The sequence below is a fragment of the Streptomyces xingningensis genome, from assembly GCF_054957865.1.
Map to the genome: position 1 here is coordinate 150,598 of NZ_JBDJPF010000003.1, position 16,572 is coordinate 167,169.

Sequence of the window (16,572 nt, forward strand, 5' to 3'; positions counted from 1 at the left end):
GCTTTTCATTGAACACTTGAGCGAGGGGTGGGTACGTCATGCGCGCGATCGAATTCCGGGAGTACGGCGGTCCCGAGGTCCTGGAAGTCGTGGAGACCGAGGTTCCCGAGCCGGGCCCGGGCCAGGTGAGCATCGAAGTCGCCTACGCCGGTGTGAACTTCGCCGACCTCAAGGCGCGCACCGTGGGCTACCGGGTCCCGTCCCTGCCCTTCCGGCCGGGCCTGGAGGCATCCGGCCACATCCGCGCGGTCGGCCCGGGAGTGACGGGGCTCCGTCCCGGGCAGCAGGTCGCCGCCTTCACCTCGGCCGGCTCCTACGCGGAGGTCGTCGTCGCCGACGCGGTGGCCGTCTTCCCGCTTCCCCCGGGCGTGGGCCTGCGCACCGCGGCCACCCTGCCGACCGTGCTGCCCACCGCGCACGCCCTGCTGCACGAGGTGGGCCGGTTGCGGGCGGGCGAGACCGTCCTGGTGCAGGGCGCGGCGGGCGGCATCGGCACGGTCGCCGGACAGCTGGCGAAGGCGGCCGGGGCGGGTGCGGTGTATGGCGTGGTGTCCTCGCCCGCGAAGGCCGGGTATGCGCTCGAGCACGGCTATGACGAGGTGTTCACCGGCTCCTCCGGCTTCGCCGGGGAGGTGCGCCGGGCGACCGGCGGACGGGGTGTGGACCTCGCCCTCGATCCCGTCGGCGGCGCCGCCCTCCGCGAGGGTCTGGACTCGCTGGCCCCCTTCGGCCGCCTGGTGTCCTTCGGCAACGCCAGTTCCGAGGAGCCCTGGCGGGTGGGCCAGGACGAGCTGTATCCGACGGGCCGCTCGGTCGGCGGGCTCTCCATCCTCTCGCTGGCCCGCACCGCACCCGGCGAGCTGCGCGAACTCGCCGGGCGGGCGTTCGGCACGGTGGCCGACGGCACGGTGCGGCTGCCCGTCACGGCCGAGTTCCCGCTCGCCGACGCGGCCGGGGCGCACCGGCTGATGGGCAGCCGGCAGAGCACCGGAAAACTGCTGCTGCGGGTGGCCGGCTGAGCCCTACTTCCGCCCCCTCGAGATCCTGTGTTCAAAGGACCCGAAGGCTCCCTCCTGCCGCCATTGGGCAGCCGCCTTGGGGCTCGCCGCCAGCAACCGGGCGCACCGTGCGGAGGGGTGCGCGGCGCCCGGGCGGTCATCCGCGCACTCGGGGACGACCGTGAAGCCGGCCCGGTTCTTCCATAGGCTCCGGCCGGGCAGGAAGGTGTACTCGACGGAGGTGCGGGCCAGTTCCTTGAGCGTGGGGTAGTCGAGGCCGTAGGTCGTGGTGGCCCGCTGGTACTCGGCGGTGATGTCGGTCCGGGAGACGCCCTCGTCGTCGGTGGCGAGGGCGACGGGGACATGGTGCTTCCGGTAGAAGGTGAAGGGGTGTTCGCTGCCGGAGACGCCCAGGATCTGGGCGTTGCTGGTCAGTGGCACCTCCACCAGCACCCGCCGTTCGGCCAGCGTCTGCTGCAGGGCCTCCGGGTCGTCCTCCCAGCGCGCGTCCACGCCATGGCCGATCCGTTCGGCGTGACCGGTGAGCACCGCCTGGCGGATGTGGAAGCGCAGGTCCTCGGGCTTGACCAGACCGGGCGCGAGCTCACCGGCGTGCAGGGTGATGTGCGTCTGCGGATACCGCGTGTGCAGGTAGTCCAGCATCCGCATATGGAGGTTGTAGTCCTTGAGTGCCACCGGTCCGTCCTCGGGCGCCACCAGGTTGACGGAGACGAAACGCCCGTCCCGCCGGGCCAGTTCGAAGCCGAGCAGCAGCTCGGCGAAGACCTGGGCGGGATCGGCCGAGCGTTCCACCTGGGTGATGAAGCGGATGGGCAGTGCACAGCCGGCGTGCGGTGCCGCGGTGGCACAGCGCGACGCGGTGCGGAACTCCGCCATCTCCCGGTCGGTCTGCCCGCTCGCCTGGGCCACCAGCCGGCCGAACTCACCGCCGGCCAGCAGCTTCGCCCGGAGCCGAGCCGGGTTGTCGTCGTAGCCGGTCCTGCGGACGAGTTCGGCCAGCCCGGCCGGGGCAGGGCTGACCATGGTCTCCAGGGCGAACTGGTGCTGGTCCGCGGCCTTGTCGGCCACCTCGCTCAGCACCCGGCCCATGTGGCCGACGCCCGCCTCGCCGAACTTCTCGAAGGCGGCGAAGAAGTGATCGTGCCCGGACTCCCGCCCGGGGGTGAAGTCCTGCATGGACCAGGCCCGGATGATCTGCCGGCGGAACTCCCGGTCGTGGCCGGCGTCGGAGGCCGGCCGGCTGCCGGTGGCACAGGGGGCCGGCACCGCGCGCAGCGAACCCTCTTCGATGCACAGGCCGTTCTCCGCGGCCAGGCCCAACAGCAGTTCGGTGGAGGCCGCGCCGATGAGGTGGTTGTGCAGGTCCGCGCCCTTGGGCATGGCTTCCAGGAAGGTCCGCAGCCGGTCCCGGTCGCCGCGGATGCCGTCCAGGTACGCGGCCGTGGCCGCGGTGGGATCCGCCGCCGCCCGGGCCTGCGCCGGGGCTCCCCACAGGGGCAGTACCGCGGCGCAGAGCACCGCGGCCACGGCGGTGCGCAGCCGGGTGCCTGCGGCGGCCCGGCCGCCCCGGTGTGAACGGCCGGTTTTTGTATGGTGGTTCAACCCATCCTCCTGATGACGGCGACAGTTCAAACGCGTCCCAGGCGTAGTGACGCTCCCCTCGCACACCACCGTTGTTCAACGGCGGGGGCGCAGCAGGACGGCGGCCGGGGAGACCGGTGACCTCGGCGATGCGGCGGCAGCAAAGCGGCGGCGCCGTCACTTCCGGCGGCCGTGGAAGATCCCCCAGGCGAGCAGCTCCTTCCGGCAGGCGTGGACCCACAGCGGAAGATTCATCCGCAGCCGGTCCAGATACTCCTCGCTGATGGCGCCGGTGAGTTCGGCGTCCTGCCGCCCCAGTTCCTCCGTGAGGCGGATGTAGTGGGTGAGCAGATTCTCGCTCAGGTCGTCGAATTCCACCTGTTCCAGCCCGAGTCGGCCGAGCTGCTCCCGGTAGAAGTCCGCCGTGGCCAGATCCGTGACGTTCAACCGCTCGCAGAGCGGGCGCAGTTCGTCGGCCCGGGCGTCACCGGCCGCCATGACGTCGGTGAAGACCAGCCGGCCGCCCGGGGTGAGCACCCTGGCCGCCTCGGACAGCGTCAGCGCCCGGTCACCACTGTGGCAGAGGGCCTCCTGGGTCCAGACGACGTCGAACTGCCCGTCCGCCGCGGGGATGTCGTTGAAGGAGCCGGTGACGACCTCGATCAGCCCGTCGAGCCCGTGCTCGGCGTTGAGCTCCCGGTGCCGCCGGTTCTGCACCTCGCTGATGTTGAGCGCGACCACCCGGCAGCCGAAGTTCCGGGCCAGATGGCGGGCCGCGCCGCCATAGCCCGAGCCAAGGTCGAGGACCGTACGGCCCGGCCCCAGCCGGTCGGCCACCCGGGCGGCCACCCGTTCGTCGGTCCGCCGGGACGCCCGGCCGACCGGCTCGTGCCCGTCCTCGTAGATACCGGTGTGGATGTCCTCGCCGCCCCAGACGGATGCGTAAAAGCCGTCGACATCACCGGAGTTGTAGTAATCACGGGCAACTTGCGCTGCCTGTACCGCCTTCTCGTCACTCATGGCCCTATATCTCTACCTGGCTTCCGGGGCGTAAACTTCTCCGTCCCCGGTCATTCCCCGTGGTACAGCCGGTCGGGATCGACCAGGACCACCTCGCCCGCCGCCTCGGCCGTGCGCAGTTCGGGGGTGAACCCGGCGGCGCCGTAGCAGGCGGGCCGGGTGTGCCGGACGTCCTCGCCACGGTCGGCCAGCAGAGCCAGTGCGCGGCGGAGCCGTGCCAGGTCACCGGCGTCCATGGGGGCGTCCCAGCGCGCCTGGCCGACGGACAGCAGGGCATCCGGCCGGCCGCGTACGACCACCTCGGCGTCGATGCCTTCGCCCTGCCCCGGGTCGTCCAGCACGCCGTGGGAGGCCGAGGCGGGGCGGGCGCCGAAGGTGGCGGGGGCGGCATGGTCCACGGCCCAGCGCCGGCAGAGGCGGGCGAAGTGGGGGGCGGCCAGCGCCGAGTCGAAGGTGGCCCGGGCCCGTCGCCAGACGGCGGCGGTGTCCTCCTGCTCCAGGGCGGAGAGGTGGGGCCAGGTGATGGCGTGCTCAAAGGCGAGCAGGGGCTCGGTGATCTCGTACCGGGTCAGGCCCGGCCGGAAGGCGTCGGGTTCGGCGCGCAGCAGTCCGCCGTCCCCGAGCAGTGCCAGGGCGCGGGAGACGCCGGTGAGCGGGTGCGCCAGGGTGGCGGCGATCTCACCGCGGGTGGAGCAGCCGGAGGCGATGGCGGCCAGCGCCGAGTGGCACAGCACGCGGTCGGCGTGGTCGGTCTCCTCCTCGAGCAGTCGGCGGGACTCCCAGAACAGCGGCACCCGGGGGTTGAGGGCGGTCCGGCACACCCAGGCGTCGAAGTCCTCGGGCCCGGCGGGGGCGTCATCGCAGACATAGTCACGCCGGTAGGCGGCGGTGCCGCCCACCACCGAGTGCACCAGGACGGCCAGGCGCGGATCGTCGATGCCCCAGAACCGGGCGGCGCGGCGGAAGTCGAACGGCCGTACCTCCAGCTCCAGGCCGACCAGCCCGTGCAGGGGGGCGGGACCGCGGAAGAGCCGGTTCATCACCGAGGTGGCCGGGCCGCTGAGGAGCAGGCGCAGCCGGTGCTCCGGATGTGCGCCGGCCAGCCGGAGGGCGGCGTTGTGGAGCACGGAGGGCAGGGCCGGGCTCTGCCGGACGAGGTCGGGGAAGTCGTCGATCACCACCGGCAGCGGGCCCGGGTCGCCGAGCGTCAGCAGGGCGTCGAGGGCGTCCTCCCAGCGCGTCCAGCGGGGCGGCGGCCCCGCACCGGTGTGCTGGGCGAACCGGTCGCCGAGGCGGCGCAGGGACTCGGCCTCGACCGTTTCCTGGGCATCGAAGTAGAAGCCGCCGGTGGCCCGGGTGAGGGCCTCCAGCAGAAAGGACTTGCCCTGCCTGCGCCGCCCCGAGACCACGCCCAGCGCGGGCCCGGGGCGCGGGTCGCGGGCAAAGCGCACCAGTTCGGCCCACTCGGCCTCTCTGTCGAACATGTCGGCCGGCTTGGCGGGAACGGTGGTGGCATCCGGTGGCACGGGCCGCTCCCCTCGTCGGGCGTGCTCCTGCTCTTCCAGTAGACCTCACCGGCCCGCGCGGCGCGCGGGCCGGTGGGCGCAGAATGGACTCAGAGACCAACAGACCCCGGAAAGCGGCGATGATCATGCACGCACATGTCGGTGATCACCTCATTGTCGAGAGTCCGAGCACCAGCACCACCAAGCGGGACGGCGAGATCGTCGGTCTCCACCACACCGATGGCACGCCTCCCTATGACGTGCGCTGGACCGGCAGCACCCGGGTGAGCCTGGTGTATCCCGGCCCCGACGCGCACGTACGCCAGGCGGGCCGGCCGGGCACGGCCGGCCCGGGGATGCAGGGGTGAACGATGCAGCACACGACGGAGTGGAAGGTCCGGCTGGACCTCTCCGAGGACGACGGAACGACAAAGGCCCAGGCGGTACTGGACCTCGGCGCCACCTCGCTGACCGGCCGTGGCGCGGCCCACCGGGCCCCCGGTGACAAGGACGTGCCGGCGATCGGCGACGAGTTCGCGGCCGGCCGGGCGCTGCGCGACCTCGGCGAGCAGCTGCTGGGGACGGCCGAACGCGATGTCGCGGCCATGGGCGCGGCCCCGGAGCCCAGAACCTCGCCGATGTACGGCTGGGAGCTCTGAGGACCCGGGCAGGCACGGCGGACGGTCAGGACGACCGTTCGCGGCGGAGCACGTCCAGCACCACGGAGCCGTCGACGGTCTCCTTGGCGACGAGCAGGTCCGCGAGCCGGTCGAGGGCCGTGCGGTGTTCCCTCAGCATGCCCAGGGCCCGGTCCTCGGCGTGCCGGATGAGCCGGGAGACCTCCTCGTCGACGATCCGCTGGGTCTGCTCCGAGTAGGGCCGCCGCATGAGGTCCTCCGGGCTCTCGCCGAGGAACTGCGGGCTGGTCGACGCATAGCCGATGGGGCCCAGCTCCGGGGAGAGCCCGAATTCGCGGACCATGCGGGTGGCGATCTGGGTGGCGCCGGCCAGGTCGTTGGCCGCGCCCGTGGAGCCCTCGCCGAAGACGACGAGCTCGGCGGCCCGGCCGCCGAGGCGCACCGCGAGCAGGTCGGTGAGATAGCCCTCGGTGTACAGGTGGCGCTCGGCCTCGGGGAGTTGCTCGGTGACGCCGAGCGAGACCCCGGCGGGCAGGATGGTGACCTTGGCGACCGGGTCGGCGTGCTCGCACAGGGCGGCGACGAGGGCGTGCCCGGATTCGTGCACGGCGACCGAGCGCCGCTCCTCGGGGAGCAGTGCGTTGGAGGACTCCCGCCGGCCGAGCAGCACCCGGTCGCGGGCGGTGTCCAGGTCCAGGGGCGTGATGGTGGCGCGGTCGGCGCGTACGGCGTTGATGGCGCCCTCGTTGACGAGGTTGGCGAGGTCGGCGCCGGAGAAGCCGGGGGTGGCACGGGCGACGGCGTCCAGGTCGACGGCGGGGTCGAGGGTCTTGCCCCGTGCGTGGACGGCCAGGATCGCGGCCCGTTCGGCCTGGTTGGGCAGGGGTACGGTCACCTGGCGGTCGAAGCGGCCGGGGCGCAGCAGGGCGGGGTCGAGGGCGTCGGGCCGGTTGGTGGCGGCGAGCACGACGATGCCGGTGCCCTGGTCGAAGCCGTCCATTTCGGCGAGGAGTTGGTTGAGGGTCTGCTCGCGCTCGTCGTTGCCGCCGAGCCGGGTGCCGCCGCCCCGGCGGCCGCCGACGGCGTCGATCTCGTCGATGAAGACGATGGAGGGGGCGCGCTTGCGTGCCTCGTCGAAGAGGTCGCGGACCCGGGAGGCGCCGACGCCGACGAACATCTCGACGAAGGCCGAGCCGGTCACGGACAGGAACGGTACGTCCGCTTCTCCGGCGACGGCGCGGGCGAGGAGCGTCTTGCCGGTGCCGGGCGGCCCGACCATGATCACGCCGCGTGGTCCCTTGGCGCCGGCCCGGGCGTAGCGGCCGGGGTTGCGCAGGAAGTCGACGACCTCGCCGATCTCCTGTTTGACGCCGTCGTACCCGGCGATGTCCGGGAAGCCGGTGGTGGGCCGCTCGGCTTCGATGATCTTCGCCCGGGAGCGGCCGATGGTGCTGATGCCGCCGGTGAGCGAGCTGGCCGCGCGGCGCGCGCTCCACAGGAAGAAGCCGCCGAGCAGCAGCAGGGGCAGGAAGGCCAGCAGGATCGACAGCCAGGGGCTGCCGCCGCCGCTCTGGGAGGCGGTGATCTGGACGTGCTGGGACTGCAGTTGCTGTTCGAGTTGGCCGGAGCCCAGGGCGGTGGGGATCTGGGTGGTGAACTGGGTGCCGTCCTTGAGGGTGCCGGTGACGGTTCCCTTGTCGTTGATGTCGACGGTCTGTACCTGTCCGGCGGTCACCTTGCCGACGAAGTCGGTGTACGACTCCTGGTGGCGGGGCTGTCCGGAGAAGCCGCGGGCGAGCAGCAGAATGATCACAAAGGTCATGAGGACGAGCGCCAGCACCCAGCGTCCCCAGGAGGGCGCGGGCTGCGGGGTCGGCCGCTGGGGGGGCTCACCCGGTGGCCCGGGCCGGACCGGTGGCGTCAGATGCCGGTGCGGCAGGCGAATTCGTGTGATCACAGAGCCGCTCTCTTTCGTGGGCGTTCGTGGACGACGGCCACGGTGCCCCAGCCACCAGGATCAAGGATTGGGCCGATGGTCGGCAGGGCCGAACGGGTCCGCCTGCGCTGTTCGGCGTAACCCCGCACCTTCCAGGGTGCCCCCACGGCCTCGATGGCAGTGCTCGTCGCGCGGATGGCCGTGCCCGGGGTGCCGGGTGCGGTGCCCTCGCCTACGGTCGGGGGCAGGTCCCGGCCCCAGCAGTGGCCCATGACGGCAAAGGAGCACCGGTGGCGAGTACTCCCGAGAGCGCGGACCACGTCAGTGTGCATCTGACGGGCTGCGGCCCGGATGCCGCGGGGGCCGTGATCGGCGCCCTGCAGACCGCCTTCCCGGAGGGCACCGATGTGGTGACCGGGGAACCGGGGTCCGCGCCGTCCGGTGCGGGTCATCCGCTGGTGTGGTCCACGGTTGTCGACACCCGGGCGCGCCGGGCGCGGGGCGCGGCGGCTCCGGTTCCGCTCGCGGGGGTGGTCGATGCCGGTCTCTTCGGTGCCGCGGATCCGGTGCACCAGGTCGCGGAGGAGCTGGCGGCGGTGTTCGGGGTCGAGGAGCACGGCACGGTTCCGGGCGAGCACGAGCTGGAGGTCCGGCTGCGGCTGACGCCGCTCGGGCGTTCCTAGCCCGCGAACCGGATGTCGTGCGTCCCCTCCCCGTCGGTCGCGAAGGACAGCAACCGCTCGCCCTCTTCGCCGAGTTCGGTGCGCCGGCCGGCCGGCAGCGGGGCGAAGGGCTCGATGTGCAGCGTGCTGACGGCGCGGTCCCGCTCGATCCGCCAGGCGCCCCGGACGAAGCCGTCCACCAGGACGGTGCCCGGGATGAGGCCGTTCTTGGTGGCGATGGCCCGGCGGTGTTCGTCGCTGATGATCCGGCGGCGGTCCGCGTGGGAGAGGATCGCGTTGTCGAAGGGGGCCAGGAACCGCACCGACGCCGGGGCGTCCGGGCCGGGGCGCGGGGCGTCCGGCAGGTCGAACAGTTCATTGCCGTCCTCGTCCCGGAAGGACACCAGGCGGGGTGCGAGCCGCCGGGTCACCTCGCGCAGCCGGGTCAGGCCGGACCAAGTCTGGATGTCCTTGACGGTGGCCGGGCCGAAGGCGGCGAGGTAGCGCAGGACCAGGGCGTCCGGTGCGGGCTCCGGGTCCAGGGGAGTGCCGAGCCAGTCCTCGGCCAGGGCATAGGTGGTCTGTCCGCTGTGGCCCCACACTCCGCGCGGCGGGGTCTGGACCAGCGGCAGCAGGGCGCGGACCGCGTTGACCAGGGCGGAGGGGCCGTGCTCGGGCCACCGTTCGTGGAGCAGGCGGCCCAGCTCGCCGGTGCTGAGCGGCTCCCGGGCGAGGAGTTCGCCTCCGGCGGCGGCGACCTCGGCCGGGTCCAGGCCGTGCAGCTGCTTGCCGAAGCCCGTCTTCAGGGTGCGCTCCAGGAAAGGCTGCACCCAGGGCCGTACGGACCGGCAGTCGCGGGCGCTGACCAGATGGACGGTGCCGCGCATCAGGACGATGCGCACCGCGCTCCGGTCGGTGAGCGCCCGGGCGAGCTCTTGGTGCCCAAAGCCGGTCAGCCGGGTCCACAGCCCGTAGTAGGGCGGCGTGGGGGCCTGCGCCTGGAGACCGACCAGGTGTTCGACCGCAGCCAGGGCGGGCAGCTCATGGCGCCGGAGCAGGAGCTGCCGGTCGAGGAAGGCCCTGTTCAGGGCCTGACGGTCGAGCACAGCAGCGGCTTTGGACATGGCGAAGGGACCTCCTGGTGGCCAGGGCCATTGATCGTACGCGGCCCGGCCCCAGGGCCCGCTTTCACCCTGGGGAACGCATGCGCAGTGACCAAACGTGCCCCCTGGGCGTTCCCCTGCAGCAGCCGGCGCCCGACGAACAGAAAGACGAAACACACCACGACCCTGCACATCCTCCGGACCAGGAGAAGGCATGCCGGACACCACACCCCCCGCCAGACCCGCGGAATCCGCCCCGGACACGGGCCCACCACCGGGAGCCTCCACAGCCGACCCGCCGCTGGTGCACACGCTGCCCCAGTACTTCGAGCACACCTGTGACCGCTACCCGGACGCCATCGCGGTGGTCTGCGAGGACGAGCGGCTCAGCTACGCCGAGCTCGACCGGCGGGCCAACCGGCTGGCCCATCTGCTCGCGGAGCGCGGGGTGGGCGCGGGGTCACCCGTGGGGATCCTGCTGGAGCGCTCCGCCGACATCTATGTCGCCCTGCTCGGTGTGATCAAGGCGGGGGCGGTCCATGTCCCGCTCGATCCGTCGTTTCCCGCCGACCGCCTCGCGTTCATCACCCAGGACGCCGGGCTGCACGATCTGGTGACGGCCTCGGCCCTGCGCGGCCGGACGGAGCGGCTGCCCTGTGCCGTGCTGGAACTCGACCGGGCCCGGAGCCCGCTGGCCCGCCAGCCCGAGGTCCGGCCCCAGGTCGATGTCGACCCCTCGGGGATGAGCTATGTGATCTACACCTCCGGCACCACCGGACGGCCCAAGGGCGTCGCCGTATCGCATACGAACATCGTCAACTTCCTGCGGGTGGTCGCCCCGATCTACCGGGTGGGCCGGGAGGACCGGGTCTACCAGGGCCTGTCGATCGCCTTCGACTTCGCCATCGAGGAGATCTGGCCGACCTGGATGGCGGGGGCGACCCTGGTGGCGGGACCCACGGACGGACGGCGGGTGGGACACGGGCTCACCGCGTTCCTCATCCAGCACGCGATCACGGTGCTGTGCTGCGTCCCCACCCTGCTGATGACCCTCGAGGCCGAAGTGCCCTCGCTGCGCAGCCTGCTCGTCAGCGGCGAGGCCTGCCCACCGGACCTGGTGCGCCGCTGGCACCGGCCGGGCCGCCGCATCCTGAACGCCTACGGTCCGACGGAGGCGACCGTGACGGCCACCTGCGGTGAGCTCCTCCCGCACCGGCCCGTCACCATCGGCACTCCGCTGCCCACCTATCGCGTCTACATCCTGGACGAGGCGCTGTGTCCGGTCGCCGAGGGCGAGAGCGGGGAGATCTGCGTCGGCGGGCCCGGGGTCGCCCTCGGCTATGTGAACCGGCCCGACCTCACGGCGGAACGGTTCATCGCCAACCCCGTGGAACGCGACCGCGCCGAGGTTCCCCGCGTCTACCGCACGGGCGACCGCGGCCGCTTCACCCCCGGCGGGGAGATCGAGTACCTGGGGCGCGTCGACACCCAGGTGAAGATCCGCGGCTACCGCATCGAGCCGGCCGAGATCGAACAGGTGATCCGTGAGGACCCCGCGGTCGAGAACGCCGTCGTCACACCGCTGGTACGGGACGGGGCCGCCCAGGATCTGATCGGCTATGTGACCCTGGCCGACCGCGCGGCGGAGGGCTCCCGGGAGGAGCTGCGGGACCGGCTGCGCGCCCGGCTGCAGCGCAGACTGCCCGCCTATATGATCCCGACGTTCGTCGAGATCCTCCCCGAGTTTCCGCTGCTGGCCGCCGACAAGATCGATCGCGCCGCCCTGCCCGCCCCCAACTCGCCGCCGCTCACCCGCCGCTCCCGGCCGCACATCGGCCCCGCCACCCCGCTGGAGGAGCGGCTGGCCGTGGTGTGGCGGGACGTTCTCGGGGGTGACCAGGTCTCCGTGGAGGACGACTTCTTCTGTGATCTGGGCGGTCACTCGATGGCCGCCGCGCGCCTGATGTCCGCCCTGCGGCTCCAGCCGGACCTGCGGAGCGTGGCGATAGGGGATCTCTACGCCCATCCCACCATCCGCGGGCTGGCGGCCTTCCTCGAGACCCAGGCGGCCTCCGCCGTACGGCCGGGACCGTCCCGGGCCCCGGCACTCCCTCCACCGCTGCGCCACTCCTCGCTGCGGGTGTGGACCTGCGGCATCGCCCAACTCGCTGCCCTGTACTCCTGGTTGATGCTGGCCGGGCTGCCGGCGGTGCTGCTGCTGTACCGGCTGTGCCGGGCCTGGCAGCTGCCGGTGCGCGCGCCTTCCGGCGGCAGCCCGGTGGGTCTCCTCGTCGGCCTGCCGGTCTCCCGGTTCGTGCTGCTGGACATCGGCTGGCTGGCCGTCAGCGCCGTGGTGCTGCCCGTGCTCGGCTGCCGGCTGCTGATGGCCGGGGTGAAACCGGGCCGCTATCCGCTGTGGGGCGTGACCTATCTGCGGTTCTGGCTGTACGGAAAGATCCTCGCGTTCACCCCCTTCGCGCTGCTGGCCGGCTCGCCCCTGCTGCCGCCCGTCCTGCGGCTGCTGGGCGCCCGCATCGGCCGCGACTGCCATCTGTCGTCGGTCTGCTGGCCGGCGTCGCTGGTGGAGATCGGCGCGGGGACGAGCATCGGCTATGGCGCCCGCCTCACGCCGTACGCGGTCGAGGGCGGCCGGCTGCGGCTGGAGCCGGTGCGCATCGGCTCCGGATGCTTCGTGGGCACCAACTCCGTGGTGCTGCCCGGTGCCGTACTCGGCGATCGCGCCTCGGTGGGCGAGCAGTCGCTGGTGCCCGCGGACCGGGTCATACCGGCGGACGAGCACTGGGCGGGCTCGCCCGCCGCGCGCCGGGAAGCCCGGCCCGCCCTGCTGCAGGACATGACGGCGCAGGCCGATGACCGCCCCTGGTCCGTCCCCGTGCTGGCCGGCTACGCCGCCGGTGCGCTGCTGCTCCTGGCGCTGCCCCTGCTGATCGCGCTGGGCGGTTCGAGCCTCGTGGCGTATCCGGCCTGGCGGTTCGGCTTTGGCTGGGCCTGCCTCGCCGCGGCGGCGGCCGGGCCCCTGGTGGTGCTGGCCACCTGCCTGGCGGTGTTCGCCGTCAAGCGGACCGTGCTGCCCACCGCGCGGGCCGGGATCCACCCGCAGCGCGGGAGGTTCGGGGTCCGCAAATGGATCTCCGACGGCGCGCTGGCGCTGAGCCGGACGCTGATCCACGCGCTCTACTCCACCCTCTATGTGGTGCCCTTCCTGCGTTCGCTCGGGGCGCGAACCGGCCGCTGGTCCGAGGTGGCGACCGTCGGCCATGTCGACCCCGACATGCTCGTCATCGGTGAGCGGAGCTTTCTGGCGGACGCCGTCGTGGCGAGCCCGGCGGTCTTCCACCGGGGCCGGATCGCCCTGGCCCCGGCCGAGGTCGGCAGGCTCGGCTTCGTGGGCAACGGCGCGCTGCTGCCCGGCTCCTGCCGGCTGGGCGCGGGCAGTCTGCTCGGGGTGCACTCGGTGGCGCCGGACAAGCCGATGGAGCCCGAGACCGCCTGGCTCGGCTCGCCCGCGATCTTCCTGCCGCGCCGCGAGGCCAGCCGGGAGTTCCCGGCGAGGCTGACCTACGCCCCGAGCCGCCGCCTGATCGCGGCACGGCTGGCCATCGAGTACTTCCGGGCCACCCTGCCGACCACGATCGGCTCGCTGAGCGTCCTGGCCGGGCTGTTCGCATCCCTGCGACTGGCCGAGAACGCCCCGCCGACGGCGCTGTTCCTGCTCGGCCCGGCCGTGCTGCTCGGCACCGGGGTGGTCGCCACGCTGGCCACCGTGCTGCTCAAGTGGCTGGTGATCGGCCGCTACCGGCCGCGCGTGGAGCCGCTGTGGAGCGTCTGGGTGCGGCGCACCGAGCTCATCACCGGCCTGTACGAGAACCTGGCCGTCCCGGCCCTGGTGAATCCGCTCACCGGCTCCCCCTGGGTATCCCCCGTACTGCGCCTGTTCGGTGCCCGCATCGGCAAGCGCGTCTGGCTGGCCACGACCTATCTCACCGAGTTCGACCTTGTGGAGATCGGGGACGACGCCGCGGTCGGGGAGTTCACCTCGGTGCAGACCCATCTCTTCGAGGACCGGGTGATGAAGATGTCCCGGACCAGGATCGGCGCGGGCGCCTCGGTGGGCATGCGCTCCGTCGTGCTCTATGACGCGGAAGTCGGAGCCGGGGCCAGTGTGGACGCGCTGTCCCTGGTCATAAAGGGCGAACGGCTTCCCGGCGGGACGCGCTGGCGAGGCATTCCGTCCCGCCCCTGCTGACCGCCGCCGACTCTCTTCCTCTCACCGTTCGGAGACCCCTGATGACATCCGTCGTACCACCCGCGGCATGGACCGCTCCGCAGGTCACCGGCGAGCTGCCCGGCCCCCGCTCGGCCGAGCTCCTCGCCCGGCAGCAGCGCTGGGAGTCCAACGCCCGCACCTATCCACGGCACTTGCCCATCGCGCTGGCGGAGGGCTTCGGCAGCTTCGTCCGGGACGTCGACGGCAATGTCTTCATCGACTTCCTGGCCGGAGCCGGCGTCCTCTCCCTGGGCCACAACCATCCGGCGCTGGTGCGGGCCGTGTCCGAGCAGCTCGGCCGGCTCACCCATGGCCTGGACTTCCCGACTCCGGCCAAGGACGCCTTCCTCCAGGCCCAACTGTCCATGCTGCCCGCCGGGTTGCGGGACCGGATGAAGGTGCACTTCTGCGGGCCGACGGGAGCCAACGCCGTGGAGGCGGCGGTCAAGCTGTGCAAGACGGCCACCGGCCGCGGGGACATCGTCTCCTTCCAGGGCGGCTTCCACGGCAGCAGCCATGCCGCCATGGCGCTCAGCGGACTGCTGGCACAGCGGCGGCCGGTGCCCAATGGGATGCCCGGGGTCCACTTCTTCCCGTACTCCTATTGCGGCAGGTGCCCGGTCGGGCTGACACCGGACAGCTGCACCACCAACTGCGCCGCCGTCCTGGAGCATTCGCTGCGCGACAGCAACGGCGGGGTGCCGCTGCCGGCCGCGGTGCTGCTGGAGCTGGTGCAGGGCGAGGGCGGGGTGGTGCCCGCGCGCACCGACTTCGTGCGCCGCGTCCGTGCACTCACCCGCGAACTGGGCATCCCCCTGGTCGTCGACGAGGTACAGACCGGCTGCGGACGCACCGGCACCTGGTACGCCTTCGAACAGTACGGCATCGAACCGGACGTCATCGTCGCCTCCAAAGCCCTCAGCGGCATCGGCACCCCGGTCGCCCTCATCCTCTACGACACCCGACTGGACACCTGGGCACCCGGCGCCCACATCGGCACCTTCCGCGGCAACCAACTCGCCTTCGCCGCAGGAACGGAGGCCATCCGCGTCGTACGGGAGGAGGACGTCCTCGGCAATGTCCGGCGTCGGGGAGAGCAGATCCAGGACCGGCTCGCCGGGCTGGCCCACGACCCCTGGGTGCATGAGATCCGGGGCCGCGGTCTGGTCCGGGGCGTCGAGCTGGCGGATCCCGGCACCGGCCGGCCCGCCTCCGAACTCGCCTCCGCCGTCCAGGCCCAGGCCCTGCGCCGGGGACTGATCCTCGAACTCGGGGGCCGGGGCGACGGCGTGGTCAGGCTCATGCCGCCGCTGAATGTGACCGCCGAGGTGGTGGACACGGGATGCTCGATCCTCCTCGAATCCTTCACCGCGAGCCGACGGCAGTTCCCGCCGGGGTGATCGTCACCCGTCGCGGGACACCCCAGGACCGCTCGGCGTCAACACCGGGGCCGTCCGCTCCACCACCGGGACCGGGACGCCCGGCATGCGGGCGGGCCGGGAGCAGCGCCCCGGACCGCCCGTCCGACTGTCCGTCAGATCCTCAACGACCGTATAAATTCCGCGAAAAGCCGCCCATTGGCCACCTCCACCGGCTAACGCTGGAGGCATGTCGCACAATGTTTCTCCGGCAGGCCACGCACCCGCGCCCGCCTTACCGGTTTCCGCGGAGAGCCCCGCGGCGAAGGTCCGGCTGGTCGGCGTCGATCTGGCCCGCGGCCTCGCGGTCTTCGGCATGTATGCCGCCCACGTCGGCCCGGATCCGGACGACGGCGGGGTCACCGGCTGGCTGATGGAGCTCACCCATGGCCGGGCGTCCGCGCTCTTCGCCCTGCTGGCGGGCTTCTCCCTGATCCTGCTGACGGGCCGCCCGGTGCCGAAGACCGGCCGCGCCGGCCGGCAGGCCGTCGCCCGGGTGCTGGTCCGCTCGGCCGTCCTGCTCACCCTGGGCACCGCGCTGACCATGCTGGGCACCCAGGTCGATGTGATCCTGGCCTACTACGGACTGTATTTCGTGCTCGCCCTCCCGCTGTACCGGCTGCGGGCCCGGACGCTGGCCGTGGCTGCGGCCACCGCCGCCCTGGTGTTGCCACAGGTGCTCTATGTGGTGCGCACCTCGATCGAGAGCGGCAACTGGGCGGAGCGGGCGGCGAACCACGACCCGCTGGCGGCGGTCAGCGGCACGGGCGGGGTCATCGACCTGTTCTTCACCGGCAGTTATCCGCTCCTGACCTGGCTGCCCTTTGTGCTGGCCGGCATGGCCGCGGCGAAGCTGGATCTCTCCTCGGCCGCCGTCCGGACCCGGCTGGCGGTCACCGGCGGGCTGCTGACGGTGGTGGGCTATGGGGGTTCATGGGTGGCCCTGCGGCTGCTGGCCGCCGTCGGCCAGGACCAGGGGCCGTCCGGATCGGCCTGGTGGTCGGACACTTCGGGCGCCCCCGACTGGGACATGCCCTCCTGGCTGCTGGCGGCCTCCCCGCACAGCGAGACCACGCTGTCGATCGTGGGCAACACCGGGGTGGCCCTCGCCGTGCTCGCGCTCTGTGTGACCGCCACCGACACGACCCGGTTCCGGCGGCTGGTACATCCCGTCACGGTGGTCGGCAGGATGTCACTGACCGCCTATGTCCTCAATGTCACCGGGATCTGGGCGCTGGGCATCGAGGAGGTTCCCGGTTCGCCCCCGCGGGTGCTGCTCGCCTTTCTTGCGGCCGCCACGCTGCTGGCGCTCGTCTGGTCCCGGTTCTTCACCCGCGGTCCGCTGGAGTATCTGCTCAACAAGGCAACCGGAGTGGCCCGTTACGTCGGCTGATCCACCGGT

General features: G+C 72.5%; 12 protein-coding genes. 7 read left to right on the top strand and 5 right to left on the bottom strand.

Going from position 1 to position 16,572, the window contains the following annotated elements; translation table 11 throughout:
- Positions 1-38 precede the first annotated feature (38 nt).
- Positions 39-1,019, top strand: a complete 981-nt coding sequence (locus ABCR83_RS02915) for a quinone oxidoreductase family protein (RefSeq protein WP_462692991.1) — start codon at positions 39-41, stop codon at positions 1,017-1,019.
- A 3-nt stretch (positions 1,020-1,022) separates the two neighbouring features.
- Here ABCR83_RS02915 and ABCR83_RS02920 read toward each other — a convergent pair whose 3' ends face one another.
- The 3 genes from ABCR83_RS02920 to ABCR83_RS02930 form a co-directional block, all read right to left on the bottom strand.
- Positions 1,023-2,621 (bottom strand): adenosine deaminase family protein, encoded by a 1,599-nt coding sequence (locus tag ABCR83_RS02920; RefSeq protein WP_462692993.1) that lies wholly within the window; start codon positions 2,619-2,621, stop codon positions 1,023-1,025.
- A gap of 156 nt (positions 2,622-2,777) precedes the next feature.
- Positions 2,778-3,620, bottom strand: coding sequence for an SAM-dependent methyltransferase (locus tag ABCR83_RS02925; RefSeq protein WP_462692995.1), 843 nt, complete (start codon positions 3,618-3,620; stop codon positions 2,778-2,780).
- A gap of 50 nt (positions 3,621-3,670) precedes the next feature.
- On the bottom strand, positions 3,671-5,146 hold the full coding sequence (locus ABCR83_RS02930) for an AAA family ATPase (protein ID WP_462692997.1): 1,476 nt from the start codon (positions 5,144-5,146) through the stop codon (positions 3,671-3,673).
- Between the two features lie 119 nt (positions 5,147-5,265).
- Between ABCR83_RS02930 and ABCR83_RS02935 the strand changes: the two genes are divergently transcribed.
- Positions 5,266-5,493: a DUF1918 domain-containing protein gene (locus tag ABCR83_RS02935; RefSeq protein ID WP_462692999.1), complete on the top strand. Its 228-nt coding sequence runs from the start codon at positions 5,266-5,268 to the stop codon at positions 5,491-5,493.
- A gap of 3 nt (positions 5,494-5,496) precedes the next feature.
- Positions 5,497-5,784, top strand: a complete 288-nt coding sequence (locus tag ABCR83_RS02940) for a DUF1876 domain-containing protein (protein ID WP_462693001.1) — start codon at positions 5,497-5,499, stop codon at positions 5,782-5,784.
- A gap of 25 nt (positions 5,785-5,809) precedes the next feature.
- On the opposite strand, the gene ftsH is transcribed toward ABCR83_RS02940, so the two are convergent.
- Entirely contained in the window at positions 5,810-7,720 is a 1,911-nt protein-coding gene (ftsH, locus tag ABCR83_RS02945; RefSeq protein ID WP_462693003.1) for an ATP-dependent zinc metalloprotease FtsH, read from the bottom strand.
- A 269-nt stretch (positions 7,721-7,989) separates the two neighbouring features.
- On the opposite strand from ftsH, the gene ABCR83_RS02950 reads away from it, so the two are divergent.
- Positions 7,990-8,382, top strand: a complete 393-nt coding sequence (locus ABCR83_RS02950; protein WP_462693005.1) for a hypothetical protein — start codon at positions 7,990-7,992, stop codon at positions 8,380-8,382.
- On the opposite strand, the gene ABCR83_RS02955 is transcribed toward ABCR83_RS02950, so the two are convergent.
- Positions 8,379-9,485, bottom strand: coding sequence for a winged helix DNA-binding domain-containing protein (locus tag ABCR83_RS02955; RefSeq protein ID WP_462693007.1), 1,107 nt, complete (start codon positions 9,483-9,485; stop codon positions 8,379-8,381). The two genes, ABCR83_RS02950 and ABCR83_RS02955, sit on opposite strands and share 4 nt — an antisense overlap.
- 193 nt (positions 9,486-9,678) lie before the next feature.
- Here ABCR83_RS02955 and ABCR83_RS02960 point away from each other — a divergent pair, with 193 nt between their 5' ends.
- From ABCR83_RS02960 to ABCR83_RS02970, 3 genes are all read left to right on the top strand, one after another.
- On the top strand, positions 9,679-13,731 hold the full coding sequence (locus ABCR83_RS02960) for a Pls/PosA family non-ribosomal peptide synthetase (protein ID WP_462693009.1): 4,053 nt from the start codon (positions 9,679-9,681) through the stop codon (positions 13,729-13,731).
- Between the two features lie 41 nt (positions 13,732-13,772).
- On the top strand, positions 13,773-15,152 hold the full coding sequence (locus ABCR83_RS02965) for an aspartate aminotransferase family protein (RefSeq protein ID WP_462693011.1): 1,380 nt from the start codon (positions 13,773-13,775) through the stop codon (positions 15,150-15,152).
- 208 nt (positions 15,153-15,360) lie between these two features.
- A complete protein-coding gene (locus tag ABCR83_RS02970; RefSeq protein ID WP_462693013.1) occupies positions 15,361-16,563 on the top strand; it encodes a DUF418 domain-containing protein in 1,203 nt (400 codons plus the stop codon).
- The last annotated feature ends 9 nt before the right edge of the window (positions 16,564-16,572 follow it).